Source organism: Flavivirga abyssicola (assembly GCF_030540775.2).
Lineage (GTDB): Bacteria > Bacteroidota > Bacteroidia > Flavobacteriales > Flavobacteriaceae > Flavivirga > Flavivirga abyssicola.
Window position 1 is genome coordinate 2,617,268 of the sequence record NZ_CP141266.1, and the last position, 13,683, is coordinate 2,630,950.

A 13,683-nucleotide genomic window follows, 5' to 3' on the forward strand; every position below is an offset into this window, starting at 1 on the left:
AGAAAATTTTACAGGTTTATTGAATAAAGAATTTCTTGAAACGAACTATCCTCGAGGCAGAGCCATAGAGCTATTTCGCTCGTTTAATTTTGACCTTTGGGTTGAAAACCGAAATTCTGTTATTTAGATTCCCGTTTTCACGGGAATGACAACTTCAACGGAAATCCCGAGACTTTGCCTCGGGAAATTCTTTTCGATTAAAGGTCGCTTGACGGGACATTTATCTATGAAAATATATTATAAACTAGTAGATTCCTGCCTTCGCAGGAATGACAATACATTATTCTAGCATTAATACCAAATCATCAGAGTTTACCATAGTACCGGTTTTTAAAGCAATTTGTTTTACGGTTGCATTTTCAACAGCAGTAATCGTGGTTTCCATTTTCATCGCTTCAATAATAAATAAAGGTTGATTTTTAACGACCTGCTCTCCTTTTTTCACCAAAATGCTAGATAGCATACCTTGTAAAGGTGCGCCTATTTGTTTTTCATTGGTTTTATCTACCTTAACATGTTCAACCTTATCTACTTTGATAGATGTGTTTTTAATTTCAACACTACGCCCTTGTCCATTTACCTTAAAGTATACCGTAACCATGCCGTCTGTATTTGGCTCTCCTACAGATTCCAGAGTGATGAGTATGGATTTTCCTTTGTCTAGAGAGACTATAATGTCTTCTCCTATATCCATACCATAAAAGAAGTTCTTAGTCGGTAAATGCATGAGGTTACCATATTTTAAATGCTTGTTATAAGCATCTGTAAATACTTTTGGATAAAGATTATAAGATAAAAAGTCAGTGATATCTATAGGTCTGCCTAATCCCTTCTCAAATGTTTTTTTGAAAGATTTATAATCTTCTTCCAAGTCAACAGGTGGAATGTGAGCGTTTGGCCTATCTGAGTATGGTTTTTGACCTTTTAAAATTAACTTTTGAAGCTTTTTAGGAAAACCCCCAACAGGTTGTCCTAAATCGCCCTTAAAGAAACTTACAACAGATTGTGGGAATGAGATGGTATCTCCACGTTCTAATACATCATCAATGGTTAAATTATTGCTCACTAGATACTGTGCCATGTCTCCGACTACTTTCGAGCTGGGTGTTACTTTTATAATATCACCAAAAAGTTGATTGACCTGACCGTACATATCTGTTATTTCATGAAAACGATCTTCTAAACCCAAAGCCTGTGCCTGTGGTTTTAAATTAGAATATTGACCGCCGGGAATTTCATGTTTAAAGACTTCTCCAGACCCAGCTTTTAAACCAGATTCAAATGGGTAATAATACTCTCTAACAGCTCCCCAATAGTTTGAATAGTCATTTAAAGAATCTATATTTATAGAAGGCTCTCTTTCATTAAATCGTAGCATTTCTACGATGGAATTAAAGTTAGGCTGCGATGTTAGTCCAGATAAGCCACCTAAGGCTACATCCACCACATCAACACCAGCTTCTATAGCTTTTAAATAGGTTGCTGGCTGAATGGATGAGGTATCATGAGTATGTAAATGAATAGGAATATTTACTTCCTGTTTTAATGCTGAAACAAGTTCGAAAGCGGCATACGGTTTTAATAAACCAGCCATATCTTTAATGGCTAGAATATGCGCACCGGCATTCTCAATATCTTTGGCAAGGCTTGTATAGTATTTTAAGTTGTATTTTGTATTTTCTGGGTTTAAAATATCTCCGGTATAACATATGGAACCCTCAGCAAGTCCTTTTGTTCTGTTTCTTACATGCTCTATACATGGCGCTATGGATTTCATCCAGTTTAGTGAATCAAAAATTCTAAAAATATCAACACCATGTTCCCAGGATTGCTCTACAAATTTTTCTATTAAGTTATCAGAATACGCTTTGTAGCCTACACCATTTGAGCCTCTAATAAGCATTTGTAATAAAATATTAGGCATGGCTTTACGAAGCATTTGAAGACGCTCCCAAGGGTTTTCTTGCAAAAATCGCATACAAACATCAAAAGTGGCACCACCCCAAACTTCCATACTAAATATTTCCGGGTGATTTTTTGCATAACCTTCTGCAACTTTCATCATGTCAAAAGTACGCATGCGGGTTGCCAATAAACTTTGATGCGCATCACGCATCGTGGTATCTGTAAAATGAATCTTTTTTTCATTTTTTAACCATTCGGAAAACTTTTCCGGACCAAGTTTTGTTAATAAGTCTTTGGTACCATGAGGGTAATTGGCTGTGATATCGAATTTTGGAATTTTAGGCTTTACAAAGGTCTTTGAGGGATCTAGTTTTTTTACGTCATCATTCCCATTAATAATAGTATCGCCCAAATACGTAATGAGTTTCGTAGCTCTATTTCTGGACTCCTTAAAGTTAAATAAATCTGGATTTGATTTAATAAAGTTTACGGTAACTTTCCCTTTCTTAAATGTGTCGTGTTTTAGAATATTAATTAAAAAAGGAATGTTTGTTTTTACACCGCGAATTCTAAATTCGGCTAAAGCACGCCTTACTTTTCTACTAGCTCCATCTAAAGTTCTACTGTTAGCAGTGACTTTTACAAGCATGGAATCGAAAAAAGGAGAAATCGTAACACCTTGATAAATACTTCCAGCGTCTAATCGGATACCAAAACCAGAAGCACTTCTATATGCCGAGATGGTTCCGTAATCGGGTTTAAAATCGTTTTGAGGATCTTCAGTAGTTATCCTACATTGCAAAGCATATCCTGTTATTTTTATGGTTTCCTGATTTTCTATTTTTATTTGCTGATCCGATAGTTTATAACCGCCAGCTACAAATAATTGAGTTTTAACTAAATCAATATTAGTAACAACCTCTGTCACGGTGTGTTCGACCTGAATTCTTGGATTAACTTCAATAAAATAAATAGAATCATCGTCATCGACCAGAAACTCTACGGTGCCAATATTATTATAATCTACAGCTTTACAGATTTTAATGGCATACTCATACAAAGCTGTTTTTGTTTCTTCTTTTAAACCATAAGAAGGGGCAAATTCTATGACTTTTTGATAGCGTCGTTGTACAGAACAATCTCTTTCATATAAGTGTACGGTATTACCATAATTGTCCGCAACGATTTGTATTTCTATATGCTTTGGGTTTTCAACAAATTTTTCTAAAAAGACGGTATCGTCTCCAAAAGCATTTAAAGCTTCGCGCTTACTTTCATTAAAAGCACTTTTAAGTTCTTCTTCTTTTCTTATAACACGCATGCCTCTACCACCACCACCAGAAGCAGCTTTAAGCATTACCGGATAGCCTATTTTTTTAGCTTCACTTAATGCGGTTTTTATATTATTTAAAGGGCTGGTATTACTTTCTATTATAGGGATGTTATTATCAATAGCTACTTTTTTAGCAGTAATCTTATCGCCTAGAGATTGTAAAACGGATATTTTTGGGCCAATGAAAATAATGTCATTATCCTTACATGCTTGTGCAAAATCTGCATTTTCAGAAAGAAACCCATAACCAGGGTGAATAGCATCAGCACCACTTTCTAATGCGATTTTTATGATAACATTTATGTTTAAGTACGGTTTTAAAGGGGCATTATCTTCACCTATTTGATAAGCTTCATCAGATTTATGTCTGTGAAGTGAGTATCTGTCTTCGTAGGTATAAATACCAATAGTTCTTACTCCGATTTCTGCGCAAGCTCTAAAAATTCTTATAGCAATTTCGCCACGATTAGCAACCAGTACTTTTTTAATTTTCATTTATATAGATAATTACAGTTACAATAGGTTATAAACTTAATAAATTATTGTGAGTGATTAAGATTTTTTTTACACAATTGATAATGAAAAGTCAATTTGCTTATTAATTTTATAATTTTAGTTTGAAGCTTTAAAAGTTCAAGATGTTAAATTGTTGATGGCTTAATTGGTGTGTTAAATCAATAATAGAAAAATAGACGAGAATTTTTAGATGATATATTTTATAAACCTTTAAAAAAAATTACTTTTACCCCAAAAAATACTCAATGAGAACATTTGCAGTTGGAGATATTCATGGTGGTTTAAAAGCGCTAATTCAAGTCTTAAATAAAATTGAAGTTAAAGACGAGGATACACTCATTTTTATGGGTGATTATGTAGATGGATGGAGTGAATCGGCACAGGTAATTCAGTTCTTAATAGAATTATCTCAAAAGATAGATTGTACTTTTATAAAAGGAAACCATGATGTTTGGTGTGAGAATTGGTTGAAATCTGAGGATGTAAATCCTATTTGGTATATGCATGGCGGAAAAGAAACTATTGAGAGTTATGCTCACTTTTCTGCGGATGAAAAGAAACAGCATTTAGAGTTTTTTGAAAACATGCCGTTATATCATATAGATGATGAAAATCGTTTGTTTGTTCATGCAGGTTTTACATCGATGCATGGTGTAGAAAAGGAAGTATTTAAAGAAACGGTTTATTTTGATAGAACGTTATGGGAAATGGCTTTAACAATGGATAATAACATAGAAAAGAGTTCTGTTTTATACCCTAATCGTTTAAAGCATTATAAAGAAATATTTATTGGACATACACCAACTACTAATTTTAATTCGGATATTCCAATGCATGCTGCTAACGTTTGGAATGTTGATACGGGTGCGGCATTTAAAGGAAAATTATCTGCCATGGATTTAAGTTCAAAAACTGTTTTTCAAAGTGATAATTTACCAGGCCTGTACCCTGATGAAAAGGGAAGAAATAAGGATTGATGTTGTCATCCCTGAGAAAGCTGGGACCTCGTAAATTGAAACTCAATTACTATAAAGTGGATTCCTGCCTTATTGAAACAAGTTCAACACAGGTTGCAGGATGACAAAATGAGTAATATATCGTATTTAACAGACATGCTTTTTATAATAGCGATTTAGCTCACCAGCATCGGCTCCCATCCATTTTTTTAGATGAATTCTCCAATAGTAATATTGCAATTTCCATATACCATTTTTGCAGTAACATCTCGCTGAGGTTGTTAGCCATTTTTGAATGACAACAAATTGTTTGCGTTCGTATAGTTTAGCAATTAAATCATTGTCTTCATAAATAGTGAAATCCTCATTATAACCTCCTATCTCATTAAAAAGTGTCGTTGTTATAAATTGGCTTTGATCGCCTCCTCTACAAGCTTTCCAAGATAAACGGGTTAGTTGACCAGCGAGTTTGAGCCACAAATGATTGCTGTTGAATTTCATTTTAAAACAGCCAGCGTTGTTATCTTTTTTAACTTCATTTATAATTAGAGTGTCAAAGTTTTTAGGAGGAAATGAATCGGCATGTAAAAAGTAAAGAATATTGCCTGTAGCGTATTTTGCTCCTAGATTCATTTGTTTAGCACGACCTTTTGATGAATTATGAAGATTTATTTTTACGGATTCGGATTTGAATTTTGAAACGATGTCCAGAGATTTGTCAGTGCTACCACCATCTACAATAATTATTTCAGCTATATTTTCTTTAGACGAATTTTCTAAAAGATGAGTAAGCAGATTTCCAATATGATCTGCTTCGTTTAGCATAGGGATGATTATTGATATTTTACTCATTTAAATTCCAGTTATAGTCTTTAAAATTCTTTTTTGCTTTGTCAGAAATAGTGATGTCTGAGTATTGATTAAGAAAATCGATTAACGTACCTGTTTGTTTAAAATCTTTAGCAAACCATTGAAATATTTTCGAAAGACCAAGTGTGTTTTCAGAAATAGTATTTCTTTCAGGGTCATTTAGAAACTCTTTAGTGGCATTAGTTAGTTGTTTATCCATGCTTGATGCAGTGTAAGCGTTGTTTTGTAATTTAGGACAGGAAAAAGAAGCACAAACAATAGCAAAATGAATCCTAGGTTCTTTCATTTTACGTAAAATCTGATGTTCAATTTCGTTTAAATTATACCATTTTTCATCAAGTTTCCAAAAACGTTGTTCCCAAGGTTTTTTTATGTCTTTAATACTTTTAATGGGGTAATAACGTAAAATTAAATCAATAGTCATAGCATTATAAGCATTAATCCAATAGGCAAGTTTAGCTTCTTTGGACCAAGAATCTTGTGGTGTATGTTTGCCTAAATAAGTAATATAATTTACTAATTCGTTTCGATCAGATTTAAAGGCCTTGTAGTTAACAAGACCTGTATTTGAGACATGTTTTTGTAAAAGAGTATTCCAGGTGGAATGATTAAAAGCTTTTGTCGGTTTTATTTTTTCTAAATCCTCTTTTTTCTCTTCTTCAATTTTTTTCTTTTGAAGAGTTATAGTGTCTGTTTTTTGATTAATAATCTCATCAGTTTTTACTGAATCTACTTGTTTATTTTTTGTTGGCATATTTTCCGTAATACGTTTTGCGCCAGAACAAGATGATAAAGTAATAAGGGCCAATAACATTATAAGGTACTTCATTATAGTATTTTTGAATGCTTAATATTATGAAAAAGTTTCTAATAGTTTAAATGTTAGAGGACTTATAATGGCTGTTATTGGTGATGTAAGCAACCAAGATAGTCGTATTTTGCTTATCATTTTGACGTTATAAATTGAAAGTTCTTACTACAACATGTGAATTTTATATTTAAAGAGTAATTAAATGTATTTGTGGTGATTTGCTGCTTAGTGAGTAAGTCTCACGTTTTAGTTGGTTTAAAGAAAAAGCCAAAGCTCACTTTTTTAAATTCTAAAATTTAAAAAGATATTGCTAAGGCTTTTTGGGGGCTGTATATAGTAACCCTTAACGCCACTACTTACAAATTACATTACTATTATAAGGTATAATAAGGGGTAGATCGTCTAACTCGTATAAGGGGCTACTAAATGTATCTGCTTAATAAGAAGTTTTGTCCTATTCTGGGGTAGGAATTCCGTGGACTTTATATTGGTTTTACTGTGAGAGAGTAAGGGTATTACCATTGTTTTAATTCAGATTTGGGGCATTTAATAATGCCAGCAAAATTCGAAAAAAAAAGTTACCTCTTAGGGATAAAAAATTATCCGAAAGGGATTAATTAGAAGTTATTAATAAATGATATTGTTATTCTAAAAGAAATTGTTAAGTAAAAAGTATATTGAAAAGGTTTGTCTTTCAGAGTCTTACGCAAAAAGATAAACAGTAGGGAGGTACTTGTTTATGAGAAAGTACCCTGAAAATGTTTAAAAGAAGATTTACAATAAAAAAAAGAAACTGTCTAAAAAGTGGTTAACCTTGTCATTCAGAGCAACGCGAAGCATCTTATTTTACTCATAATCAGAGTTATTTATTTTATAGAGATTCTTCACAGCTTCGCTGATTCCTTCGAAACAAAATATATTTTGTTTCTCGGTAATATTCAGAATGACACTTTTTAGATAGTCTCTTCTTTTTTGAAAAATTGATTAACAGCACCCACCACCATCGTAATGGTAGGTCGATTCTGAAATATAAATATCATCTCTATTTAATGCTTTTAATACTCCTGCTGTTTTATCACAAATAGCTAAAGGCTGATTTTTTAATAATACATGGCCCGCATTATCATCAAAATAATCTTCATTTCCATAATAAATAGCTGCTTTGCCAGTAAATATACAAGGCCCATCAACAGGCATGGGGTCTTTTATTGCGGCTACTTCAATAGATTCTATATAAATTAACTCATCTGTTGGATAATTTTTAGGGTCTAGTATTCTATAGGGCTTTCTGGCTCTAATTTCGATAGTACCAAAACCTGCATCCGTTAGCGCCTTTACATATTCTGCAATTGGTAAACTGCCACTTAAGCATAAAGCACGCAGTCTTTCATCATTACGTAACGTATTATTCATCGGTTGTTCGCATGTTGGGTCACTCATAACTAATCTACCATGAGGCTTTAAAACGCGATACATTTCTGCAATGGCTTTTTTAAGATCGTCTGCTTTAAAAATATTAAATAAACAGTTCTGGGCAGCCACGTCAATACTATTATCCTCCACAGGAAGGTTCATAGCGTCACCTTTTTTAAGGTCTACAAACTCACTTTTAAACCAATCATTTTGAGCTTCGGCTTCAATGAAATTTTTGCGTGATGCTTCTAACATTTCATCCACAACGTCAACACCTACAACACCTCCTTTTTGACGATTAAAATAAGCGAATTGTAACAATTCCATACCGCCACCAACACCAACATAAAGCATTTTTGGATTGTTCGTTAAATCACGAGCATGAACTGTGCTTCCACAGCCATAATTCATCTCTTGCATGATTTTTGGTATTTTTAAACCAGGGAGTTCCCAAATAGGGTTTGTCGTGCAACATAATCCAACATCGGGTGTTATGGCAGCTTCTTTATATACATCGTGAGTGGTTTCTAAATAATTACTCATAGTTTCAATATTCTGTGTTTAATACTTTAGTGTTCAGTGTTCAGTGTTCAGTGTTCGGTGCTCATTTTGTAGTCTGGGTTTTCGCCTATTTATCTTTGTGTCTTAGCGAGAATTACAAAGTATTTAATGAACAAGTGTTCAGTTTATAACTGCCTATTGCCACTGAATACTGCTAACTGTTTTATAGTGTTTTTATAAGTTCTTTAAACAAAGTTATCATATCGGGTTCTGCTTTTGCTGCATTTTCAATGATATCAGATATGTTAACAGGTTCTAAGTTGTCAGGATCGCATTCATCTGTTAAAACTGACACGGCCGCTACTTTTAATTTTAAATGGTTTGCTACAATAATTTCTGGTACTGTGCTCATACCAACCGCGTCCGACCCAATAATTTTTAACATCCTATACTCCGCTTTTGTTTCTAATTGCGGCCCTACAACACTGGCGTAAACACCTTTGTGCAATTTGATAGTATTCGCTTTTGCAATGTTTTCAAATTTCGAATTGATTTCAGCATCATAAGGCGCACTCATATCTGTAAAGCGTTCTCCCAGCTCTTCAACACCTTTGAATGCTAAAGGAGAGCTGCCTTGTAAATTAATGTGATCTTCAATAAGCATCAATTCCCCTTTTTTAAAGCTTAAATTAATGGCCCCAGCGGCATTAGAAACTAATAATGTCTTGATGCCTAACTTTTCCATAATGCGAACAGGGTAGGTAACATCTTGTAATGTGTAGCCTTCATACAAATGAAAACGCCCTTGCATGACTATAATTTTTTTACCAGCAAGTTCGCCATAAATTAGCTTTCCTTTATGAAACTCAACTGTTGCTGTTGGGAAGTTAGGAATATGATTATAACTAACTTCTTTTATAATATCTATTTCGTTGATGAGTTGCCCTAGCCCTGTGCCAAGAATAATGCCAATTTCAGGACTTTCAAAACCTTTGTCTTGTAGGTATTTAGTGGTTTCGTTTATATATTTTATCATATTATGTTTTTGGAATTAATAATTGAGAAATATAAGTTTTATTCTTTTAAAAAAATATGATTTTTATATAAAACGCCTTATTTAATTACCAGCTTTTTAGAAATGCTTTGTCTATCTGAAATTGCAGATAAAATATAAATTCCGGATTTAAGGTTTGATACGTCTATATCATTATTTAATCTCACTTCGCTTTGGTGAACAACTTTTCCTAATGCATTAAAAATACGTATTTGAGTTAATGCATCAGTTGGACTGGAAATTCTAACGATACTACTTGCAGGATTTGGAAAAATAGAGGTTTTGTTAAATGCATTTTCTTCAATGTTTAAAACACTACTACAATTAGTGGCATTAAAAGAAGTAAAACTACCAAAATCCCAAAATTGATCGAATGCCAGGCAATAAAAGAATACGCGATCAAAATCTTCAATATTTTTTCCGTTGGGAATATTAACAGTAAATGACTTTGCTCCGTTTGAGGGTATGGCGGGTATACATCCTGTACATCCAACTAATCCAAATTCGATATTATCTAAATCTGCAATTTCAGAGTTTCTTAAAGTAGCATCAGAAGCACCATTTGAGTTAACTAGATATGCTCTAATATCTGGACCTCCGGCTGTTTGAAAATTTGTGCCTAAATCTAAGGAGACTGTATTATTGTTATTGAGTGTTACGGTAACGTCTCCAGATACATTATAAGACGAAATATTAGTGTTGTTTCCAAAACTACTTGCGGATGTAGCACACTGAGAAATGCCTATTTGGGTTGTTAAAGATAAAATGAATAATAGTAAAAATTTTTTCATGACGATTTTTGGTATTGTTTAATAATGAATATAATTTCATTACTAAGTCGCTACCATTTAGAAATAATTTCACCCTATCTTAAATAATTAATTATTTATAGACTTAATGGTTTGATTTTTTCTTGTAATTCTAAATTAGATTTATAAAATTCTGAGGTTACTAAGTCTTCAAAAGTATCAATATCGTTCAGTGTTTCTAAGGTAGTATATTCGATTTTATTTGATTTTAATTCTGCTAAAGTTACTTCTAATAATGAGTCTTCACTCCAAGGTTTATTGTCGAAAACCATATCAATCATTTTAGATAAGCCTATTAAATAATAGCCTCCGTCTTCTGCTGGTCCAAAAACGACATCATTATGCTTTAAGGCCTTTAGACCTTTGTTGATATGTTGGGCAGTAATATCAGGTAAATCCGAACCAATTAAGGTAATACGTTCATAGCCATCATCAAACCCTTTTTTAAACGCATGTTTCATGCGCTCGCCTAAATCGATACCCTTTTGTACCGCTTTATATTGGTTTTGCCATTTTGTATCTATCACAGCATCCGAAAAGTAAATACGTTTATCTGCTTCTAGATGCCGAGTAGCTTCTTCGGTAACTTTAACCAATTCAGCATATACATCGAAAGCACCTTGATTACCAATGGTTTTGGCGAGGCGTGTTTTAACTTTTCCTAGCTTAATGTTTTTTACAAAAACGATAACAAGTTCTTTATTCATATACTTTTATTCCTTTTTTTAACCATTGACTCCATTTGAGAGAAAATGTGTGAACACTATCTGTTTCTTTTTCTACAGCATTAAAAATGGGTAGATCATTGTTTTTCCATTCAAAAATACCACCAAAAAGATTTTTTACATTTTTATAACCTGCTTTTTTCAAACTATCACCTATAGATTCGGAGCGAATACCAACTGAGCAGTATACTATAATTTGAGACGCTTTATTTGGAATTTTTTTAGGAATACTGTCTATTTTAAAATGATCATATCCAACATGAATAGCATTTTTTAAATGACTTGTTTGATATTCTTTGAATTCCCTGGAATCTAAAAGGATAACATCCGTATCTAGTGTGCTTAACTCCTGGTGCGTAATATAAGGCACACTATTATCATTATATTTTTTCAATAGTTTATTAATTGACTTTTGTGCTTGCAGAAGATATATATTGCTAAAAGAAAGTAAAAATAAGATAATATATTTCATAGTGATTTAGTCTCTCAAATTTAATAAAATTACAACTGAATGCCGAACCCCTGTAATCCGCTTTCAACAGCCGGTAAAATTTCAGTGTTATCCCAAATGCCCGTTATAATGGTTCTGGCATATTCCTTAGGCAGTAAATCATTGTTCATGAGTTTATTGGCTAACTTGTAGTTGTAATTTAGTGTGTGGTGCTCATAGCTTAAAATACCATTTTCATCATTTAAAATAGCATACCAAACGTTTGAATTGCCATCGTTAGCAGGCATACCAATAACTCCTGGGTTTAACCAAAGTTTGTCTTCTTTTTTGTCATGGAAGGGTAGGCCACAATGACCAGCTACAATCATATCAAAATTATCTACATCAAAATTTTGAGATTTGACGCTCCAAGGTGTCGATTTAAATATAAATTCAGAAGTATTTGAATACGATCCATGGACTACCATCACTTTTTTACCAGCGTAATTAAAGGTGATATGGTCAGGTAGTGTGTTCATGAATTCCAGAGAATTTTTTGAAAGTTTACTTTGTGCATAAGGATACCAGAGTTGTGAAAATCCATCACATCTGGAACCTTTTTTGAAATCACATCCACAATCTTCAGCACCTTCCCGAAGCTGAATTTCTACATTCCCGGCAATACTTTTAGCCTTCCAAATTTTAAAGAGTTGTACGGATTCTTCTGGTTGAGCACAATAGCCCACAATATCACCAGTGCAAATACAGTTTTCGGGAGTAATACCTTCATATTCTGCTACCAGTTTTAAGGCTTCCAAAGCCTGGAGATTACTGTAAACACCTCCAAAAAGTAATACTTTGCCAGTTAAACCATCAATATGTTCTATTTTTTTACCCATTTTGGAAGTATATAAAGAATTAAACAACATAGCATGCCCCAAATATTTACCCATAGTAAATCAGCATATTTTCCTTCTGTAAAAATGAATGCCTTTGGAAACATTTCAAAAATTAAAATGAATCCGAAAATTAAGCCACAGATCACACTTAAATAGAAGCTTATTTTAGGGACTTTAATATTCCAGAATACAAAAACAGGTGTTAGGCCAATGACCATAGTTCCCGATATGGTTGTTGCTGATAATATTTCAGCATCTAAAAACACAGGAAGTGTTCCTAATACAGCTATAACGATCATTGAAATTCGACCAAAAGAGAGACCTGCCCCTATTTTTAAATCTACAACTAAGAGTTTTGAAAATGATGAAAATGTAGAGTCTAAAGTTGATGCGGCTGAGGTGATCATGATGAAATTTATAACCAAGAGAATGACTATGCCAAAGGCTTTGCCAACTTCAACAGCAGCCTGTCCTTTCATACCTTGCGTTTGTGCATAGATACCAATGATACTAAATAAAATAATGCAGAAGCCACCTAAAACACTAGCTAGTAAAAAACTCCTGCGCGTTACTTTTGGTGATGCAATAAATGCGCGATCTGTTAAAACAGGGTCGTGAAAAGGGTAACTAAAAGACTGAATAATAGCTGCAAAAAATAAATTGAGCCCTAATTCAAAACTCCAGGTTCCTGACATGACCACATCTTTAGTAGAAAAATTTTCAATAGAAAATACATGCCATAAGATGACGATCAGTAATACGGAAAATAATACCATTTGTATTACATCTGTGAAAATGGAACTACTTAATCCGCCTTTAATGGTATAAGCTAATGTTAATGCAGTAAAAACAAGAATGGCTAGATAATAAGGTTGACTTCCTGTATCTCCAAAGTAACTACCAATAACCATCGTATTACTCCAAACTTCGTTAAATAATCTTATGGCGATTAAAACGGAAAAAATGGCCATAGCACCTTTTCCAAACCTTGAAGTTAAAAACTCATGGATGCTTTTATAACCACCTTTGGTACGTATTTGATAAATTAATACACCTGCTATTGCAAATGATAGATAATAACCGGCATAAGCCACGCCACCAACTATCCCAAAATCGAGTCCAAGATTTGCAGCATTGGTAATGCTTTTGGCAAATATCCACGAGATAATTAAACTGCCTGTTAACACTATTGTATTTGGTGTTTTACGGTTGCTAACAGCTTTAAAAAACTGATCTGTGGTTTTTGCTAATGGAGACAAAAAGAATAGTACTGTGCTTGATATGATAATTAATGCCCATTGCGCCCATGCTAACCTTTCCGAAAAGAAGGAACTCTCACTCAAATAGAATGCTATGTTTAGAACGTTATTCATTTATTGATGTTCGAGATACTATTTGTGTTTTTTATACTGTTACTATTTCATTTAAACCCGTAATGGTTTCCCTCCTTCGGAGGGATTA

Annotated in this window: 11 protein-coding genes; 1 reads left to right on the plus strand and 10 read right to left on the minus strand. The window is 33.3% G+C overall.

Annotated elements, in window-relative coordinates:
- Positions 1-280: 280 nt before the first annotated feature.
- Positions 281-3,733, minus strand: coding sequence for a pyruvate carboxylase (locus tag Q4Q34_RS10965; protein WP_303318238.1), 3,453 nt, complete (start codon positions 3,731-3,733; stop codon positions 281-283).
- Positions 3,734-3,999: 266 nt separating this feature from the next.
- Here Q4Q34_RS10965 and Q4Q34_RS10970 point away from each other — a divergent pair, with 266 nt between their 5' ends.
- Positions 4,000-4,731 (plus strand): metallophosphoesterase family protein, encoded by a 732-nt coding sequence (locus tag Q4Q34_RS10970; RefSeq protein ID WP_303318237.1) that lies wholly within the window; start codon positions 4,000-4,002, stop codon positions 4,729-4,731.
- 126 nt (positions 4,732-4,857) lie between these two features.
- On the opposite strand, the gene Q4Q34_RS10975 is transcribed toward Q4Q34_RS10970, so the two are convergent.
- From Q4Q34_RS10975 to Q4Q34_RS11015, 9 genes are all read right to left on the minus strand, one after another.
- Positions 4,858-5,562, minus strand: a complete 705-nt coding sequence (locus Q4Q34_RS10975; RefSeq protein WP_303318236.1) for a TIGR04283 family arsenosugar biosynthesis glycosyltransferase — start codon at positions 5,560-5,562, stop codon at positions 4,858-4,860.
- Positions 5,555-6,409: a DUF547 domain-containing protein gene (locus Q4Q34_RS10980; RefSeq protein WP_303318235.1), complete on the minus strand. Its 855-nt coding sequence runs from the start codon at positions 6,407-6,409 to the stop codon at positions 5,555-5,557. The genes Q4Q34_RS10975 and Q4Q34_RS10980 overlap by 8 nt, the downstream gene beginning before the upstream one ends.
- 966 nt (positions 6,410-7,375) lie before the next feature.
- Positions 7,376-8,347, minus strand: coding sequence for an arsenosugar biosynthesis arsenite methyltransferase ArsM (gene arsM / locus Q4Q34_RS10985; RefSeq protein ID WP_303318234.1), 972 nt, complete (start codon positions 8,345-8,347; stop codon positions 7,376-7,378).
- Between the two features lie 181 nt (positions 8,348-8,528).
- Positions 8,529-9,341, minus strand: coding sequence for a purine-nucleoside phosphorylase (locus Q4Q34_RS10990; RefSeq protein ID WP_303318233.1), 813 nt, complete (start codon positions 9,339-9,341; stop codon positions 8,529-8,531).
- A gap of 77 nt (positions 9,342-9,418) precedes the next feature.
- A complete protein-coding gene (locus Q4Q34_RS10995) occupies positions 9,419-10,150 on the minus strand; it encodes a T9SS type A sorting domain-containing protein (protein ID WP_303318232.1) in 732 nt (243 codons plus the stop codon).
- Positions 10,151-10,245: 95 nt separating this feature from the next.
- Positions 10,246-10,875: a TIGR04282 family arsenosugar biosynthesis glycosyltransferase gene (locus Q4Q34_RS11000; protein ID WP_303318231.1), complete on the minus strand. Its 630-nt coding sequence runs from the start codon at positions 10,873-10,875 to the stop codon at positions 10,246-10,248.
- On the minus strand, positions 10,868-11,287 hold the full coding sequence (locus Q4Q34_RS11005) for a rhodanese-like domain-containing protein (RefSeq protein WP_330444537.1): 420 nt from the start codon (positions 11,285-11,287) through the stop codon (positions 10,868-10,870). Before Q4Q34_RS11005 ends, Q4Q34_RS11000 begins: the two co-directional genes overlap by 8 nt.
- Positions 11,288-11,394: 107 nt before the next feature.
- Complete coding sequence (locus tag Q4Q34_RS11010) at positions 11,395-12,222, minus strand: metallophosphoesterase family protein (RefSeq protein WP_303318229.1); 828 nt, start codon at positions 12,220-12,222, stop codon at positions 11,395-11,397.
- Positions 12,207-13,595 (minus strand): sodium:solute symporter family transporter, encoded by a 1,389-nt coding sequence (locus tag Q4Q34_RS11015; protein ID WP_303318228.1) that lies wholly within the window; start codon positions 13,593-13,595, stop codon positions 12,207-12,209. The genes Q4Q34_RS11010 and Q4Q34_RS11015 overlap by 16 nt, the downstream gene beginning before the upstream one ends.
- Between the last annotated feature and the right edge of the window lie 88 nt (positions 13,596-13,683).